The following is an 18,637-nucleotide window of genomic DNA, read 5'->3' on the forward strand; positions in this document are numbered from 1 at the left end:
TCCCGCCCGAACCGCGTCGATCAAACCGGCAGCCGGTCGAGCAGCCGGTTCCCGAAGAAGGGGACGAACCCCAGACGGGTCAGCCGCGCCCGCGCCCGCAGGCGCGTCACGGTGTCGTCGAGGTACTCGATGGCGAGGACCGGCAGACCGCGGGCGCGCGCGCGCTCCAAGTAGGTCATGCTCCAGCGCACATCGTCGTCCGTGTTCTCGACGCCCTCGCCGTGAAGGTTGTAGAGCAGGCTCTCCTTGCTCACCGCGTCGATCGAGCCGCAATACGCGTCGTTCATCAGCAGGGGCTCGGCATTCTGGGCTACGACGACGAAGCCCGGCCGCTGCGACTTGGCGCGGGCGGACAGAACGCCCACGAGATCGACCATTTCCCGGCGCGCCTGCGTCTCGCGCTCGCGCCAATCGCCGTAGGCGTCGACGCGATCGAGGAACACGCCGTCGAAGCCCGCCGCGCAGAGCGCGTCGATCGCACCCCCGTCTCCCGCGATCATCGCCCGCCAAGCCGGATGCCAGTACTTCACGGCAAAGCTGCCCGGCCAGCGCGCGTTCTCGGGCCCGAGCCAGTCGGGCGGCGTCTCACGCCAGGACGATTGCCAGTAGGCGCGATAGCTCTCCGCCTCGCCGACGCTGAGATAAGCCAGGACGAGTCGCCGCCCGCCATCGGGCTTCACGCGCAGGTTGGGGAGCGCATCGAGGCTGATGCGCGCCCCGTCGACGACCGGGTCGAGCACGATCATATCGAGGTCGGAGGCCGCGACGCGGCCGAGGTCGATCTGCTGGTACTGGCAGCCCCAGGACCGCACGTCGACGCTCGCGAGCCGGGCCGAGACGCGCCGGCCGATGAGCGGGGCGGCCCCGATTCCGGCGAGCGCCGCGAAGCCGAGGAGGCCGGATGTCAGGAGGCTGCGCCGAGTCATGAAGCGTCTCATGGCTTGTTCGGCCCGAGGGCTGCCTCCTTCTCAACAGCGGCCGTCGCCGGCCGGCCGGTCTCCGGAGGAACGAGCCGGGCCCGGAGCACGTCTCCCGGCTCCAACACGTCGAATTCGCTCGCGCGCAGCGTCTCCGTCGTCTCCAGGGTGCGCCGCACGATCTCGAAGGCCACGACGCCGCCTTCGCGGCCGACCGCGGGACTCGTCCGCGCCATCAGCGTCGCCGTCGCGGCAAGGCTCTGGTAGGCGCGCTCGGCGGCCTCGGCCTCCGCCTCCACCGTGGCGATGTCGCGCTCGAGGGTCAGGCGCCGCTCGCTGTCGGCCTGGACGAGGGCCTTGCGCGCGGTGTCGAGCCTCTGCTCGGCCTGCAGGAGGCTGATCTCGATGTCGCGGCGGCGGCCCTCCATGTCCACGTAGTCGCGGCGCACGTCCGCGACGCGCTCGTTCTCGACCACTTGGCGGGCGAACAGGGCCTCCATCATCTTGAGACGCTCGCCGCGGACTTTGATCTGCGCGTCGAAATTCGCCATCCGCTGCTTGAGAAGCTCGATCTCGTCCTGCGTCGCCGTGATGGCCCGCTCCTTCGTCGCGCGGGTGCCCGCGAGGTTCTGGGCTCGGAGCTGAGCCATGCGCTGCTCCCCGGCGATCAGGGCCGACGAGCCTTCCGCGCCGACGAGGTGGCGAAGCCCGTCGGCAGACTTGGCGACGGGCGTGCCATCCCGCTCCGCAACGAGGGCAGCCTTGCGCAGGAGGAGTTGCTTGAGGCGATCGCGCGCCGCGTCGCGACGGTCGAGCTCGCGGCTCGCCTCGACGGCCTGGACCGGCATCCCGCTCTGGATGTCGCCGCCGGCGAGCGCGACGGCCTGCAGCACCATCAGCCCGGGCATGTAGGCGAAGGAGCCGGGATTGCGCACGGCGCCGACCACGAAGACCGGTGCCCGCTGCAGGACGGAGACCGTGATGTTGCAGCGGCGGTGGAACAGCCGGTCGAAGGCATCGCCGAGATCGGCCTTGAAGGCCGCGGTGGTCCGGCCCGCCGCCTCGATGTTGCCGAAGAGCGGCAGGGATACGGATCCGCCCGGCTCGATGCCGTACTCACCCGAGAGATCCACACGGGGATAGACGGTCTGCATGATGGCGGCCGCGTCGCCGGAGCGCGGCTTGTCGACCTCTGGCGCCTCCGGCACCTCCATGGTCTCGAAGATCGTCACCTTGAGGCGGTCGCCGACCCGCAGCACCGTGTCGCCGGCCGCGAGCGCGGGCCCGGCGAGAAGGGCGAGAAGGCTCGCGAGCAACGCGATCCACGGCGCGCGATGGCGCCTGCCGTGGGCCGAGCGGCTCCGTTCGAATGGCCAGTGCAACACCATCATCCCCTCCTGCCCAAAGTGTTCCATCACCCGTCAGACCGGCCGCGCCTGCGTCGCGCTGCCCACGAACACGCGGTAATCGATCGAACCCAGCACCTTCAGGAGCGCGAAGAGCGAAGCGAACCCGGAGACGATGCAGGCGAGCATGTACCCGGTGCCGAGGCTTCCCGGCTCGAACTGCGAGACCAGCACCGTCAGGGCGGCGAGGCTCCCGAGGAAGATGAGCTGCAGGGTCGCGTAGACCCGCGTCGCGTCGAAGAAGATGAGCAGCGCCGAGCACGACATGAACAGGTACTGGAACAGCGCGCCGACCGTCCCCATCCGCAGGATGCCGATCTGCCGGAACTGGAGGCCGACCGCCTCGACGATGGCGGGTGCCGTGAGCACCACGATGACGCACAGCGCGGTCTGGACCACCATGATGTTGGCGAGCGTGCGCGTCGTCTCGCGCTCCAGGATGCGCCCCTGGGCGCGGATGTTCTTGAGCGTCGCGTGGGTGTCGATCGCCTGGAAATAGGCGCGGTAGCGGTCGAAGAACGTCGTCTCCAGGCTCGTCACGAACAGCGCCAGGGCAGGGACGACCGTGAGGCTCGCGATGAACATCGGTCCGTCGTAGAGCGGCGCGTGGATCAGGCCGGCCTCGACGCGCTCGCCGTAGCCGCTCGTCCAGATGATCCACTTGTCGATCCAGACGCTGACCGCGCCGGCCGTCGCTCCGATCGCGAGGGAGGGGCTGCAGCGGAGGCGCGCGGTGAAGGCCGCCTGCGCCGCGGCGAGGCTCCGGCAGGGGGACGGGAAGGTCGAGGCGAAGCGGGCGGTGAGCCAGAGGAAGACGATCATGAAGCCCGCGGCGAGCCCCCAGACCATCGGGACGGGGCCGTAACCGTGCAGCGCCGCCGTGACGGCGAGGCCGACGCCCGCGAGCAGCCCCGTGACGAAGGCGAGCGTCACCTGCAGATAATCGCGGACCGCCCCGCAGAAGGCGAGGCCGACCCAGACCATGCTCACGATCTGCACGCCCGCGATGCCCGCGAACGCGACGTCGGCGGGTACGCGCAGCAGCAGGACGAAGACGAGGCACGAGAGGATCGCGGTCGCCGCGCTCGCCGCGAGAAGCGTGAGCACGAAGACGGATCGCACGTCCTCGTACTGGCGGCGGTAGAGAGAGTCCGCGAGCACCCGCGTCCCAACCATGGCGACGGGTGACGTTCCGACGAGCGACAGCGAGAAGACGTAGACGACGAGGACGCGGAAGGTCGCCATCGCGTCCTCGCCGATCAGCGGCGAGGCCGCCTCGCCGATCACGAGGATCGCCATGACGGTGTAGAGCCACGGCCCGGCCGCAACGATGGCGGCGTGCGCCACGGCCGCCACCGGCCCGAGGATCTCGTCGCGGCTGCTGAGCCGCCTCAGCTCGAATCCGATCCCGGCCATGGGCTCAGCTCCCGGAAGCGGTCGCCTCGGCCCGTGCGGGCGCGAGGTAGTGGGCATAGGTGTCGCGATAGGCCGAGAGCGCGTCCTCGGAGGCGTAATAGCGGCGCACCCGAACGCGCAGGGCCTCCCCTTGCTCCCGGCGAAGCCGCTCGTCGCGCAGCAGCTGCTCGACCGCCGCGGCCGTCTCGCGCGGGCTGACGAGGGGCGTCACCGCCCCGCCCGCGCCAAGCCTCGGCGTCTCGGTGGAGCGGCCCTCGAGGATCTCCCGGCAGGAACCGACATCGGTGGCAACGCACGGAATTCCGGCGGCGCCCGCCTCAAGGATGACGAGGGGCTGCGCCTCGCTGAGGCTCGTCAGCACGACGACGTGAACCCGAGAGAGGTGCTCGACGAGCTTGATCGAGCCGGTGAAGACGACGGTGTCGCCGAGGTCGAGATCGCGAACGAGGTCGAGGCATTCCTCGAAATAGGCGGCATCCTCGTCCGTCGGCCCCATCACGAGCGCCTGGAGCCCGGGAATGCGCTGGCGCAGGATCGCCGCCGCCTCGATGTAGGATTTCACGTCCTTGATCGGGACGACGCGCCCGATCAGCGCCATGGTCGGGGGGGCGTCCGGACCCGCCACGGGCAGTGCCGCGTAACTTTCGACGTCGATGCCGTTGGCGATCACGGCGAGCCGGGAGGGGGCCGCACCGAGCGCCTTCTGGAGGCGCTGATTGTCCTCGTAGAGGGTGATGATGCGGCTGCAGGCTTGGTAGCAGATCAGGGCGTGCGCATCGAAGATCTGCATCCAGATGTCGCGCAGGTCGACGCGCTCGTCGGTGAGCGAGATCCCCTTGTCGACGGTGTCGCAGATCCACTCCGCCATCAGGACCTCGACGCGGCGCTCGTTCGTGTAGATCCCGTGCTCGGTGATGAGCGCCGGGCGGCCGGTCTCGAGCGCGGCCCGGGCCGCCACCAGGCCGGCATAGCCCGTCGAGATGGTGTGGTAGACCCGCGCCCGCGGCAGGGGCGCCTTCAGGACGGCGAAGAGCCCGCCGAACAGGGCGCGCCACGCCCAGAAGAAGTGCAGGAACGAGGCGTGCGGCATCAGCCGCTCGTACATCTGGCAGGTCACCCTCCAGGAAAGCGGGGACGCCATCAGGCTCGCGTGGGTCAGCCCGCTCTCGGGATCGTTGACGAGGCGAACGAGCCGGTCGAAGGCGTCGAGGCCGCCGCCGCGGACGAGCGCGATGAGCTGCTCGGCGAGGATCTCCTCCGTCTCGGACGTCCGCGCGGATTCCTGCCAGGGCTGCGAGCGGAAATCCGTGTGCAGGTGGAGGTCTGAGAAGGCGACGACGTTCTCGGGCAGCGTGTAGCGGATCTCCCGCGGGCCCCTGTCGGCGACGATGGCGACGATGGCGAAGGTGAGGTCCGGATTGCCGCGGATCAGCCAATCGACCCAGGTCGAGACGCCACCGCGCACGTAGGGGTAGCAGCCCTCGACCACGAGGCAGACATCGGCCTCCGGCTCGCGCTTCGGCGCGCTAGACAGGAAGCGCATGGCGACCTCCGGGAATCGGGTCCGCCGGGCGGACGAGGAGATCGTGGAGGTCCTGCGTGCGGCCCAGCTGCATCAGGCTCTCGGCCACCGCCTCGGCCAGGATGTCGCCGCGGCGGTAGGCGACGGTGGCCGCGCGGGCGAGCACCTCGTCCCAGCGGCCGAGCTCGGCCAGGAGCGCGCAGAGCTGCGCCGTCGCACCCCGGTGGCCGGGCGAGGCCGCCAGCGCCTCCTCGCAGAGGCTCGCCGCCGATTCCCGGGCGGAGCGCGCGTCGGCCTCGTCGAGGAACCCCCCGTTCGCCAGCCGGGCGAGATCGGCCGCCTGCGCGACGAGGGCCGTCGCGGTGGCGGGGCGGCGCCCCTCCGCCCGGGTCTTCTGGAATTCGAGCCGGGCGCGGGCACGAAGCTTGACCGAGACCGCCGCCGCGTGGACCCGGATGCTCGGCTCGGTGCTGCGCAGCGCTTGGCCCAGCAAGGGCCGGTAATCCGGGTGGTAGGCGAGCCCGATCAGGCCGAGCAGCGCCTGCTGCTGTCCGAGGCCGCCCTCGAGCACGCTCGGGAAATGTTCGATCGATCTGCGGCTCGGGCGACGGGCGCGGCCGTCGAGGATCTGGGCGTGGAGGGCGACGGCCGGGTTCGCTTCGCCGACTCCGGAGATCTGGCGGTACCAGCTCTCGAGCTCGTGCTCGCTGACCGGGATGCGGGCGAGGACGAGGTAGAGGACGAGAGTGGCGGCAGCGCCGACGGGGCCGGTGGAGGCGGTGAGAAGCAGGGCGATGACGTAGAGGGTGAGGTCGTCGGCGAATACCTTGCGCCGGGCGGCGAAGACGAGGAGCGCGGCACCGTGGGCGGCGAGCGCCGCCCCCTCGCCCACCGAACCGCCGAGATAAGCGATCACGATCGCGACCTCGGCCGCGTTGATCGCGATCATGGCCGCGACCGGCCCGGCCGAGAGGCGCGCGGCGGTGCTCAGAGGCTGCATGGCACCTCTCCAGGCTCGATCGCGAGGCCGGCGACGAGGTGCGGCAGGCAGGCGGCCTCCACCGGGAACCCGGTCTCGGCGGGGCGGCGGCTCGCGGGCTCGGCGCCGCTCGGGCGCATCCGGTCGACCGCCTCGCCGAGAGCGCCCGCGATCGCGGCGACGGCGACGGCGCTCGCGGGATCGAGCCGGTCCGCCGGGATCGTCTCCAGCACGAACAGGCCGAGGCAGGCCCCGTTCTCCCCCGCACGGACCGAGGCCGCGAAGACGCCGACACCGTCGAGGAGGCTCGCCTCGCTCTCGTCGAACACGCTGAGCACCCGCGGGCGGTGACAGGCGACCGCGTAGACGAGCGCGGTGCGCACGGGGAAGCAGGCGTCGAGGCGGGCCCGCTCGGAATGCGCATGGCGCAGCTCGCCCTCCTCCAGGGGAAAGTAGCTCCAACGGGCCTGCCCGAGCCAAGCCTGGACGGCCGCGTGCAGCGCCTGCGTCAGCTCGGGCTCGGCGGCTTCGCGCAGCTGCTGCAGGCTCGCGAGCCCGGCCTCCAGCGACCCGGAGCGCGCGGTGGCGGCGCGGCGCTCGTGCACGGCGGCGTGCTCCTGAAGCTCGTTGCAGAAGCCCGCGATCGTGTCGCGCTGCTCCTCGGTGATCCGGAGCCGCTCCTCCAGCGCGAGGCGCTCCCGGATCTGGCGGTTGCGCAGGCCGCCGATCACAATGGCGCAGAGGATCCACAGGACCGGCTCCCGCCAGACGCGCAGCGAGTAGGTGTAGAAATCCTCCTGCGAGGTCTGCGGAGGCCAGCCGGCCGCCCAGCTCAGGCCGGCCGCGAGCGCCGCCACGACGAGGCCCGTACCGCTGCCGTACTGCACGCTGAGCAGGACGACCGGGATCCAGAACGGGTGCGGCGCGATCTGCGCGAGGGAGGCCGGGCCGGGGATGATCCACTCGATGATCATCAGGAGCAGGAAGAGGAAGCAGGCCTCGTACTTGCCGCGGACGCCGGACAGCCGGCGCGTCAGCCAAGTCCGCACGCTCGCGCCCTGCTCGGACGCTCCGGCCGTCATCGCCTCACGAGGGGATTGTGCCGCTATCACCGTGAGATCCCCGCCAGATGCCGGCTCGTGGCGATCGCGATCGCCGGTCCCGTCGGCCGCCCGAGCCGCGCCGCCAGGGCGCGATAGGCTGCGTGAAGGCCCTCGGGCAGCTGCATCCGCTGCTCGAGATTCTGAAGGGTGGCGAGGGCGCCCTGCGCCGTGTTCAGTTGCAGGACGAAGTCGAGCCACTGCGCGAGCTCGGCCGCCGTCATCGCCTCGAGCTTGGCCTCGGCCAGGATCTGCCGGGCGCGGAGCTGCTGTCCGCGATGCAGGGCGATGCGGGCCGCGAAGACCGGGCGCTTCCGCAGCACGTCGTCGGGGAGCGCCGGCTGAAGCATCGCGATGGCCGAGAGGCCGTATTCCGCCGCGATGGCCTCGGCGTAGAGCGCCTGAGCTTCCTTCTCGCCCGGACGGGAGCGCAGCATGGAGAACCGGGACCAGATCAGCGTGGGGATGCCGGTCGCAGCGGCGGCGGCGACGTACCCGTCGATGTTGGGCTTGGTGAGCGGCATGCCCTCGTAGGGCCAGCCGAGGAGGAGCGCGGTGGCGAGGCGCCGGTTGCCCTGCTCGGCGAGGCTCTTGGCGAGGTAGAGCTTCGCGTCCGGATGGAGCGCCGCGCTCGTCATCGCGAGGTCGCGCGCCTCGGGCAGAGGCGCCCGCGCGGCGAAGCGCTGGGTGAGCTGGGCGGCGAGCCAGGGCTTGCGCCAGGCCGTCAGCCAGCGCTTCGCGCGCTCGGCCGCCTCCTCGAAGCGGCCCTGGCCGATCAGGAGTTCGAACAGCAGGCGCCGGGGCCGCTCGGCCGCGTCGTCGAGGCGCTCGTCGAGGCCGCGCAGCACCTCGACCGCGCGCTGGATGCGCCCCTCGGCGGCGAGCAGCTGGGCGAGGCGCTCGAGTTGGTCCGTCGTCAGGGCCCCCTGCTCCGCGAAGCGTTCCAGCGCGGCGGATTCCTCGGCGAACCGGCCATGGTAGCGGTAGAGCGCGACGAGCCGGCCGATCTGCGCCGGGCTCGGATCGACCGCGGCGAGCTTGGCCTGCGACTCGATGAGGCCGTCGACGTCGTCGGATGCCTCGTAGGCCTGAACCAGCCACGCGAGTGCGTCCCGGTCGCGGGGGCGCGAGAGCACGTAGAGTTCCATGAGGTCGGTGGCGCGGGTCCGCTCGCCCGCAGAATCCTGCAGGATCGCGAGCGTCATGAGCACGCGAGGGCGCGCGGCCCCGGTGGCCAGCAGACGCTCGATCTCGATCACGGCCTCCGCGTTGCGCCCGTCGCGCACGAGCATCGCGATCCGCTCCTCGGGGCCGGATTGCAGCAGGTAGGCCGCGACCGCGGAGATCACGAGCGCGACGGCGACGAGAAGCCTAGCGGTGCTCATCGCGGCCTCCCACCTCGTCGGAGCGATGCCCGACGGCGATCCGGACCGGCTCCACGCCCATGGCCGGAAGGGTGAAGCCGAGGCGCCCGAGGGTGTCCGCCTCGGCGCTGCCCGTCCAGAGGGTGCCGTCGCTGCCCTGAGCGGTCACCGCGTAGCGTCCGGGCGGCACGTCGGCCCAGCGGAAGTCGCCGGGTCCGAAGCCCGATGCCGCGAAGCTCCAGCCGCCCTCGCTGCGCGTCAGCCCGGAGATCTGCCACCGGCTCTCCGACAAGCCGACCGGATTCGGTGCGGATGTCCCGTCTCGCAGGACGACGCGCGCAGGCTCGACGCTCGGATCGAGCGCGAGGTAGAGCGATCCGCCGTGGCGCGTCCGCCCGACCACGCCCTGGGAGGCGCCGAGGTCGACGTCGATCGCGTCCGCAGCGTCGAAGCGGAGCGTCTGGACAGAGCCGCGGTCGCGCACCTCCCAGCTCAGGGGACCGGTCTCGGCGATCGCGACGCGGGGGAAATCGTCCGCCAGCGCGGCGTAATCGACCGTGCGGATCGGGATCAGCGCGGAGCCCTGGACCTCCCGCAGGAAGTCCTCGATCACGCCGAGGGCGTCGGCATTGCCGACCGTGGCGAGACGGTAATGCAGGTTGAAACCCTTCAGACGCCGCGGCGTCTCGGTGTTCGCGAGCGTGGCGCGCAGGCCGCGCAGGGCCGAGACCGCAGGACGCCACGCCTTCCGCACCGGCAGGTCGTCCGCCGAGACCGCGTAGACCTGGCGCTGCTCGCCGACCGGCCGCGCGATCGGCGGCAGGTTCGCTACCGAAGGATAGGCCGCGTCGAAGCGCCCTTCCCCGCCGTTGATGTTGTGGAGGCTCAGCCGGCGCGTCAGCGCGATCGCCTCCTCGGAGGGCTCCGCGTCCCCGGTCCACTGGTACAGGCGGGGCGCCTTTCCGGCCGGCGCGAGCGCGCTGGCGGCGGTCCAGGCGACGCGCGTCTCCTGGCCGAGGTCGAAGGGTGTCAGCAGGTAGTTGCGCGGATACTCGCGGGCCTTCGCCACGAAGCGGTCGACCCGGGCGCTCGTGCTGACGAGATCGGTCAGCCTGCGCAGGCCGAAGCGGCCGGCCGGCCGGCTCCCGGCGACGATCTCCTCCTCGCGCGCGCGGCTGTAATGGTCGAAGAAGCGCCACGTGTAGGGCCTGGTGTAGGAGGCGACGCTCGGCTCGACCTGGGGCTGTGACCAGATCTCCCGCACGAGATCGCGCGGCGTCTCGTTGCCGCCGATGGCGGGGTCGAGGTCGCCCGGCGTCAGGGCGAGGGTGACGGGCAGATCCGGAAAGGCCGTGACGATCCGGTCGAGGAAGAGCTTGGCGACGAGGACCTGCTCGCGGTCCTTCGTCAGAACGACGTGGTTGAGCCCCTCGCTCTCGACGTGGCTGAAGTAGATGCGCCGGCCCGACAGGGTCGTGACGTCCGGCACCGGGACCGGGCCGTCCCGCAGCGCCCGCCCGAAGAAGGCGAACGGGTCGATCAGCCAGCGCGCCCGGCCCTGCCCCTGATCCTCGACGAGTTCGTACCCGCTCGCCGCGAAGCCCCCGCGGGGACTCACCGCGACGGCGACGCTGCGTCCCCCACCCTCGCGCTGGGGCGCGACGAGTTCCAGCCACGCTTCGAGGTCGGGCCGGGCCGCCTCGATCATCTCGTAGGGCGGCAGGACCGCGTCGGCGGGTCCCTCGAACGCGGTGAGGGTGGGGGCGCGGGCGCTGAGCTGCGTCCCGAGGGTGAGGTCGATCGCGCGGCGGCGATGGCGCAGGCCGATCTCGCCGAGGAGCGCGTCTCCGGCGACGGCCTCGTCCGTCCAGAAGGAGGCGCCCGTCGCGCCGAGGATCACCCACCGCCGTGCCGTCCGCACCGCAACGCGCGCCCAGGCGAGATAGGCGTCGCGGGCGGCGGGCGTCGTCGAGAACCACGTCAGGACGCCGGCGTAGCGGCGAATGTCGGCGGCGTCGGGCAGCGGCTTGCGGATGTCGCGGTAGGTGAGCGTGAAGCCGAGGTGGTTGAGCGGCAGCTCGGCGTAGCGGTGGATCCGCGTGTCCGCGGCCGCCGGCTCGAGATCGCCGTCGAACAGCGCCAGGATCTCCCGCGCCACGACCCGTCCGGCGACGGGCTCGGCCGCGGCCGGATGCTGGGCAGCGGACAGCGCGAGACCCGCCAGCAGGACCGCATGTACGATCGCTACCCTAAGTCGAAGAAGAGTTAGGGTCGCTCCGCGCCTTGATCTCACGTCCCGGATGCCTTCCCTGCGAAAGTCCCGCGGCCGGCCGACCCAATGCAGACTGGATCGACCGAGCTTCGTGACGAACACAAGGTAGCGTCACCATCGGCGTTTCTCGATAGGACCCCCACCGATGACAAGGCCAGGGCTCATAGTGGTTAGTACATAATACTACCAAAGAGCTACATTGCAGTTTCCTTCGATTTGAACTCCATTTAGAGCGCGGAAACATATCGCCTTCGATGCAAGCAATATGTTGCAAACATAACGTCGTTTGACATTGCAATAGGCGGTTGTTCCTCCGTGAGGACGTGAAAGTCCTCAAGCATGCATTCGAACGCGCTCACATCCGAGCGTGCGCGAACGTTTGTGCGTCGCGGATTGATGGCGGGCACGCCCAATCTGCGTCGTCTGAATGGAAGTCGAGATGCCTCATCTGAACGACAGCGGGTTTCAAGCGCGCATCGAGGGGGATCAACTTCGGCGGTCACGCGCCGGGGCGTCGAATGACCTGCTCTTCAGAGTCCTGGAGAGCCCGATTCATGCCGCGCCCCTGAGGGCACCGAGGACGATACTCCGAACAGCTGACCCAGGCTCTTCCTCGCCCGTTTCGCGCCGCCTCGGACGCGTGGATGAGGCCGCCGAGGCAGAGCCTCCCGCGACCCGGGTGATTCGAGAATTCACCCCTCCCCGCCCGCCTCCGAATCGATCGGCACATTCTCATCGGAGGTCCGTGCGGACGGCCGCAGAACACGTCGATTCTCTGCACTGCTCAAGAGCAATCGAAATAGAACTGCCGAAATACCAAACAACACGTTCGGCTCTTTCGACCAGAAGCACGCAATTCAGTCGTCTGATGCGCCCTTGGTCGAGCCTCGCTGCCTCGTCGCCAGCGATGTCGTGCTCAGCCGCCACGTGAAATCAATCGCGAACAAGTTACAGGAGAATGTGCCGTGTCGACGATTACTCTCGATGGAAGCCTGCAAGACTGGACAGCAGCCGACCTGCTTCCCACCGCGTTTCCAGTCAATGGATACAGCGTGTATGGAAAATTCGAGTCGAGCACGAGCACCTACTTCCTCGCTCTGAAGCTGGACAACGCAGCCGGTGCCGCTGAAACGTCGATCGGTCCGAATACGACGATCTGGCTGAACACCGATCGCAATGCGAGCACCGGATATCAGGTATTCGCCGGTTCGCCGGTGGGTGCCGAGTACAAGATCGAGTTCGGTGCCACCGGTATCCCGACGCTCTACTCACTCGATGCCGCAGGCGGCATCACGGCGGCGTCCGCCGGGCTTCAGTACAAGTTCTCGCCGGACAACCAGACCATCGAGTTGTCGATTCCCCAGAGCGTCCTGTCCCAGAGTTTCGCGTCGGGCGCCATACCGGGCGTCGACATGGCGCTCGACATCAACGACCGCGTGTTCGCACCGAGCAATTTCGGTGCGCCGTTCACGATCAAGGCGCCCGCCGCGCATGTCGATGACCATCAACTGAAGGTCGGCATCGTCTATTCGGAGACGAGCGCGGCGCGGTACTTCAACTCAACGGCTTATTCCGACCTGTTCATGGCGGCGCAGAACCAAGCCACGATGGCAGGCATCCCCTATGACGTGCTCTCGGAAGCCGACCTGAAGAACATCGACACCCTCAAGCAGTACGACACCCTGATTTTTCCGTCCTTCGCCAATGTCAAGCAAGGCGATCTGAGCGCGATCCAGAACACCCTCACGGACGCCGTGTACAAGTACGGCATCAGCCTGATCGCTGCCGGCAACTTCATGACGAACGACGAGAACGGCACCGCGCTGTCAGTCGATGCCTATGCCCGGATGAAGTCCCTGCTCGGCGTGCAGCCGGACCACTTCGACAGCGTGACCAGCGACGCCATCCACGCCTCGGGGGACAACGCCGCCTCCGTGATCGGATACGCGGCCGACCCGAACAACCCGATCCACACCTACACGGCCAACGCGACCTCCAACGTGGGCGTGGCGGTTTATACAGGGACGGACCCCTCGGCCCAGGTCGTCGCGACGCAGACGACGACGGGCGGTACGCAGCCGGGTACGCACAACGCCATCCTGGCCACGCAGACGGGCGGGAAGAACGTGTTCTTCTCCACCGAAGGCATGCTAGCCGACAGCAACATGCTCGGCCACGCGCTGGACTACACGATCCAGAGCCAGAAGCTGGCCGGGCCCGAGTTGAGCCTGCAGATGAGTCGATTCGCGTCCATCGTGGCCACGCGCGTCGACATGGACCAGGCGATGTATCCGGAAGACGTCGCCCCCGGAGGCGGAGCCGGCATCAACGAGAAATTCCTGTCGATCGTGCAGCAGTGGAAGCAGTCCTACAATTTCGCGGGCTCGTACTACGTCGATATCGGCGATGGGCAGAACGGCACCTATGCGAGCAACACGAGTGGCAGCGACCCGTCCTTGTGGACGTCGGCCTCACTGCAGCATTCGGCATCCTTCTATCAGCAGCTGATCGCGCTCGGGGGCGAGATCGGCAGCCACACGATGACCCACCCGGAGGATACGAATCCTCTCACCGCCGCTCAGCTCGCCTATCAGTTCGGCGCCTCGAAGACGCTGCTCGAGAAGTACCTTCCCGGCTATCAGGTGGTCGGGACGGCCCTCCCCGGGGCGCCCGAGACGCTGGCGACGGACGAGAGCATCTACAAGGCGGCCCCCTCCTACGCGTACATCACCGGCCGCTACACGGGGGTGGGCGCCAACTACCCGGGCGCCTTCGGGTATCTGACGCCCTCGGCCTCGGACACGCAGAAGGTCTTCATCGCCCCGAACATGAAGGCGGATTTCAGTCTCGTCGAGGCACTGCCCCAGTTCGGCGGCGGAATGACCGCGGCCCAGGCGGCCGCGGAGTGGCAGAAGGAATTCGACGCCCTCAGCTCCCACTCGGATCTGCCGGTCGCCGTCTGGACTTGGCACGATTATGGGGCAGCAGCGTGGCCGACCAACGGTACTGCTCAGTCGCCCTACACAACAGATATGTACACGAGCTTCATCAGCTACGCCTCGCAGAGAGGGAGCGAGTTCGTCACGCTCGCTGATTTGGCTCAGCGCATCACTGCCTCCGAGAAGGCAACCTTCGATTACCGCTTCGACAGCGGCACCAATACGCTCACGGCGAGCGTCACCGGCGGCAATCTCGGGAATTTCGCTCTGGATCTGCAGGCTGGCTACCACATCGCCAGCGTGTCGAATGGTGGGCAGGCTTGGTACGCCTACGACGACGACAGCGTGTTCCTTCCCGCATCGCTGAGCGGAGCGACCTACAACATCCAGCTTGGGACCAGCGCGAGCCAGGTGACGCACATCACTGCGCTGCCGATGCGCGCGGATCTCATCTCGCTGTCCGGGAACGGGCGAGACCTCTCGTTCCAAGTGACCGGCGACGGGCAAGTGTCCCTCGATCTGGCGGATCTGAACGGTTTTACCGTGAAGGTTACCGGGGCCACAGTCATCGGTCAGACGCAGGATGCGACCGGGGCTCATTTGGTGCTGGGCCTGACAGGCCTCGCGACCCATGATGTGTCCGTCGAGTTGGTTCCGACTGCGCAGCCGCAGAATCGACCCTTCTTCGGCGAAGTCAGCAACGACCCGCACAGCGCCGCGGGTGAGGTCTACGCCCTCTACGACGCCGTCCTGCACCGGCCCTCCGACGTCGGCGGCCAGCAGTACTGGACCGGCGTGCACAGCGCCGGCCTGTCGCTGCACGACATCGCTCAGGCCTTCCTCGACTCGTCCGAGGGCCAGTCGCATCTCGGCTCGGGCGACAACCTGTCCTTCGTCCAGGCGCTCTACCAGACGGCGCTCGACCGCGCGGGCGATACCGGCGGCGTCCAGTACTGGACGAGCTCCCTCGACCAGGGCTTGTCGCGGGCCGACGCCATCGTCAGCTTCGCCTTCTCGGCCGAGAACCTGGCCGGCCTGCAATCGGCGTACAGCGCCGGCATCTTCACGGCGGACGCGGATGCGGGCGAGGCGGCCCGGCTCTATTACGGCCTCCTCAACCGGGCCCCCGACGCCGGCGGGCTTCAGTACTGGTCCGGAGCCCTCAAGGGCGGCCTGAGCGACGCGGACGCGGCGCAGAGCTTCATCGGCTCGACTGAGCATCAGGTGAAGTACGCGAGCCTCACCGACGCGGCCTTCGTGGACACGCTCTACCAGAACGCCCTCGGTCGGCAGGCCGATACCGGCGGTCACGATTACTGGGCGGGCATCCTGGCGCAGGGCGGCAGCCGGGCGTCGGTCGCGGTCGGGATCACGCAGAGCGACGAGGCGCACCAGCACCTCCTGTCCTTCATCGAGACCGGCTGGCACCTCGTCTGAGAGGCCTCGGCCCATCCACTCGACGCACCGGGCGGCGCCGCGCCGCCCGGTTCCACCAACCTCGCGTTCCGTATCTTGAGGAGTCTGGAGACATGTGCGGCATCGTAGGCATCGCAGGGCGCGACGCGGTGGCAGGCCAGGTGATCGAGGCGCTGCGCCGCCTCGAATACCGCGGCTACGATTCCGCCGGCATCGCAACCCTCGAACACGGCCGCCTCGAGCGCCGCCGCGCCGAGGGCAAGCTCGCCAACCTCCAGCTCAAGCTGATCCAGGCCCCGCTCGCCGGCGCCATCGGCATCGGACACACCCGCTGGGCCACCCACGGCAAGCCCAACGAGATCAACGCCCACCCCCACGCCACCGACCGCCTCGCCGTCGTCCACAACGGCATCATCGAGAACTTCCGCGAGCTGAAGCGCGAGCTCCAGGCCCACGGCATCGCCTTCGAGACCGAGACCGACACCGAGGTCGTCGCCCAGGCCGTCAGCCACGCCATGGCCCAGGGCCTCGGCCCCGTCGAGGCGGTCGCCGCCACCCTGCCGAAACTCCGCGGCGCCTTCGCCCTCGGCTTCCTGTTTGCCGGCCGCGACGACCTCCTGATCGGCGCCCGCCACGGCGCGCCGCTGGCCATCGGCTACGGCGAGGGCGAGACCTATCTCGGCTCGGACGCGCTGGCACTCGCCCCCTTCACCGACGAGATCACCTATCTCGAGGAGGGCGACTGGGCGATCCTCACCCGCGAGGGCGCCGAGATCCGCGACGTCGCCGGCCGGCCGGTCGAGCGCCCGCGCCAGAAGATCGCCGCCCAGGCCTACCGCATCGACAAGGGCAACCATCGCCACTTCATGGCGAAAGAGATCCACGAGCAGCCCGAGGTGGTGGGCCGCACGCTCGCCCACTACGTCAACCTCGCCGAGGGCCGGGTGGCGCTGCCCGAGCCGCTGCCCTTCTCGTTCGCGGACCTGACGCGGATCTCGATCACCGCCTGCGGCACCGCCTACTACGCGGGGCTGGTGGCCAAGTACTGGTTCGAGCGGATCGCCCGGCTGCCGGTGGAGATCGACGTGGCCTCGGAGGCCCGCTACCGCGAGGCGCCGCTGGAGGCGGGCGGGCTGACCCTGGTGATCTCGCAATCGGGCGAGACCGCCGACACGCTGGCCTCGCTGCGCTACGCCAAGGGACAGGGCCAGCACACGCTGGGGGTGGTCAACGTGCCGACCTCGACGATCGCGCGGGAGGCGTCGGCCGTGCTGCCGACGCTGGCGGGTCCCGAGATCGGGGTGGCCTCGACCAAGGCGTTCTCCTGCCAGCTGACCGTGCTGCTGTGCCTGGCTCTGCATGCGGGCCGGGAGCGGGGCGTGCTCACGGCGGCCGACGAGCGGCGCCTGGTCGACGCGCTGATCACGGTGCCGGGGCTGATGGCGGAGGCCGTCAAGCAGGAGGGCGAGATCGAGGGGCTGGCCCGCGAGATCGCGAAGGCGCGGGACGTTCTGTATCTGGGCCGGGGCACGGCCTACCCGATGGCGCTGGAGGGGGCGCTGAAGCTGAAGGAGATCAGCTACATCCACGCGGAGGGCTACGCGGCGGGGGAGCTGAAGCACGGGCCGATCGCGCTGATCGACGAGAGCGTTCCGGTGATCGTGATCGCGCCGCACGATGCGATCTTCGAGAAGACGGTCTCGAACATGCAGGAGGTGGCGGCGCGGGGCGGCCGGATCATCCTGGTGGGCGATGCCAAGGGGGCGGCGGAGGCGGGCCTCGACACGCTGGCGACCCTGACCATGCCCGACCTCGACCCCGTGGTCGCCCCGATCGTCTACGCGGTCCCCATGCAATTGATCGCCTACCACGTGGCCGTCAGCATGGGCAAAGACGTCGACCAGCCGCGGAACCTCGCCAAGTCCGTCACGGTGGAGTGAGGGGAAGGCCCCTGGCGGCGCGCGCCGTCCGGGCTAGATCGTTCCACAAAACGGTTCGCCGTCCGCTGGAAGCGGGCGGCGTCCGCGGATGGGACGACGCGAGATGACGAGCGAGACCGCGAGACGCCTCGGGCACCACACCACCCCGGCCACCGCCTTCGCCTGGGAGGATCCGTTTCTCCTGGACGATCAGCTCAGTGCGGACGAGCGCGCGATCCGCGACACGGCGCGCGCCTTCGCGCAGGACGAGCTCCTGCCGGGCATCGTCGACGCCTACGCGGAGGAGCGGACCGACCGCTCGCTGTTCGCCCGGATGGGCGCGGTCGGCCTCCTCGGCGTGACCCTGCCCGAGGAATACGGCTGCGCGGATGCGAGTGCCGTCGCCTACGGTCTGGTGGCGCGGGAGATCGAGCGGGTCGATTCCGGCTACCGCTCGATGATGAGCGTCCAATCCTCGCTGGTGATGTACCCGATCTTCGCCTACGGCGACGAGACTCAGCGCCGACGCTTCCTGCCGAAGCTCGCCAGCGGCGAATGGGTCGGTTGCTTCGGCCTCACTGAGCCCGATGCGGGCTCCGACCCCGCCGGCATGCGCACGCGTGCGACCCGCGTTGACGGCGGCTACCGGCTGACCGGCACCAAGACCTGGATCTCCAACGCGCCCTTCGCGGACGTGTTCGTGGTCTGGGCGAAATCGGACGCCCACGGCGGCGCGATCCGCGGGTTCGTGCTGGAGAAGGGCATGGCGGGCCTCTCCGCCCCGACGATCGCGGGAAAGCTCTCCCTGCGGGCTTCGATCACCGGCGAGATCGTGATGGAGGACGTCGCGGTGCCCGACGGCGCGCTCCTGCCCAACGTCACGGGCCTCAAGGGCCCGTTCGGATGCCTGAACCGGGCGCGCTACGGCATCTCCTGGGGCGCGATGGGGGCAGCCGAGGATTGCTGGCACCGGGCGCGCACCTACACGCTGGAGCGCCGCCAGTTCGGCCGGCCGCTCGCACAGACGCAACTCGTGCAGAAGAAGCTCGCGGACATGCAGACGGAGATCGCACTCGGACTTCAGGCCGCCCTGCGGGTGGGGCGCCTGTTCGACGAAGGCCGCGTGGCGCCGGAGATGATCAGCCTGATCAAGCGCAACAATTGCGGCAAGGCGCTCGACATCGCCCGCTCCGCCCGGGACATGCACGGCGGCAACGGCATCATGGGCGCGTATCACGTGATGCGCCACGCCCAGAACCTCGAGACGGTCAACACCTACGAGGGGACGCACGATGTCCACGCGCTGATCCTCGGCCGGGCCCAGACGGGACTCTCCGCCTTCTGACCGCTCGCGCGCCGGCATTGAATTCGCCGACGCGGAACGGCA

Annotated in this window: 11 protein-coding genes; 3 read left to right on the plus strand and 8 right to left on the minus strand. The window is 69.5% G+C overall.

The window, feature by feature from the left end; translation table 11 throughout:
* Nucleotides 1-20: 20 nt before the first annotated feature.
* From DK389_RS04450 to DK389_RS04485, 8 genes are all read right to left on the minus strand, one after another.
* On the minus strand, nt 21-926 hold the full coding sequence (locus tag DK389_RS04450; RefSeq protein WP_162560491.1) for an MJ1477/TM1410 family putative glycoside hydrolase: 906 nt from the start codon (nt 924-926) through the stop codon (nt 21-23).
* Between the two features lie 8 nt (nt 927-934).
* A complete protein-coding gene (locus tag DK389_RS04455; RefSeq protein WP_162560492.1) occupies nt 935-2,233 on the minus strand; it encodes a polysaccharide biosynthesis/export family protein in 1,299 nt (432 codons plus the stop codon).
* Nucleotides 2,234-2,338: 105 nt separating this feature from the next.
* Nucleotides 2,339-3,739 (minus strand): exopolysaccharide Pel transporter PelG, encoded by a 1,401-nt coding sequence (gene pelG, locus DK389_RS04460; protein ID WP_162560493.1) that lies wholly within the window; start codon nt 3,737-3,739, stop codon nt 2,339-2,341.
* A gap of 4 nt (nt 3,740-3,743) precedes the next feature.
* Complete coding sequence (gene pelF / locus DK389_RS04465) at nt 3,744-5,282, minus strand: GT4 family glycosyltransferase PelF (RefSeq protein ID WP_109887647.1); 1,539 nt, start codon at nt 5,280-5,282, stop codon at nt 3,744-3,746.
* On the minus strand, nt 5,266-6,261 hold the full coding sequence (locus DK389_RS04470) for a hypothetical protein (protein WP_109887649.1): 996 nt from the start codon (nt 6,259-6,261) through the stop codon (nt 5,266-5,268). The genes pelF and DK389_RS04470 overlap by 17 nt, the downstream gene beginning before the upstream one ends.
* Nucleotides 6,249-7,322, minus strand: coding sequence for a hypothetical protein (locus DK389_RS04475; RefSeq protein WP_109887651.1), 1,074 nt, complete (start codon nt 7,320-7,322; stop codon nt 6,249-6,251). Before DK389_RS04475 ends, DK389_RS04470 begins: the two co-directional genes overlap by 13 nt.
* A gap of 26 nt (nt 7,323-7,348) precedes the next feature.
* Nucleotides 7,349-8,725 carry a tetratricopeptide repeat protein gene (locus DK389_RS04480; RefSeq protein ID WP_109887652.1) on the minus strand — a complete coding sequence of 459 codons (1,377 nt, stop codon included), beginning with the start codon at nt 8,723-8,725 and terminating at the stop codon, nt 7,349-7,351.
* The gene (locus DK389_RS04485) at nt 8,712-10,862 is read right to left on the minus strand and encodes a polysaccharide deacetylase family protein (RefSeq protein WP_109887654.1); all 2,151 of its coding nucleotides are present in this window, start codon (nt 10,860-10,862) and stop codon (nt 8,712-8,714) included. The genes DK389_RS04480 and DK389_RS04485 overlap by 14 nt, the downstream gene beginning before the upstream one ends.
* Nucleotides 10,863-11,941: 1,079 nt before the next feature.
* Between DK389_RS04485 and DK389_RS04490 the strand changes: the two genes are divergently transcribed.
* The 3 genes from DK389_RS04490 to DK389_RS04500 all read left to right on the plus strand — a co-directional run bounded on the left by DK389_RS04490 (nt 11,942) and on the right by DK389_RS04500 (nt 18,595).
* Nucleotides 11,942-15,352, plus strand: coding sequence for a DUF4214 domain-containing protein (locus DK389_RS04490; protein ID WP_162560494.1), 3,411 nt, complete (start codon nt 11,942-11,944; stop codon nt 15,350-15,352).
* Between the two features lie 92 nt (nt 15,353-15,444).
* Complete coding sequence (gene glmS, locus DK389_RS04495) at nt 15,445-17,271, plus strand: glutamine--fructose-6-phosphate transaminase (isomerizing) (protein WP_109887657.1); 1,827 nt, start codon at nt 15,445-15,447, stop codon at nt 17,269-17,271.
* A 103-nt stretch (nt 17,272-17,374) separates the two neighbouring features.
* A complete protein-coding gene (locus DK389_RS04500) occupies nt 17,375-18,595 on the plus strand; it encodes an acyl-CoA dehydrogenase (RefSeq protein ID WP_109887659.1) in 1,221 nt (406 codons plus the stop codon).
* Nucleotides 18,596-18,637: the final 42 nt, after the last annotated feature.

Origin of the sequence: Methylobacterium durans (assembly GCF_003173715.1) — a bacterium.
Lineage (GTDB): Bacteria > Pseudomonadota > Alphaproteobacteria > Rhizobiales > Beijerinckiaceae > Methylobacterium > Methylobacterium durans.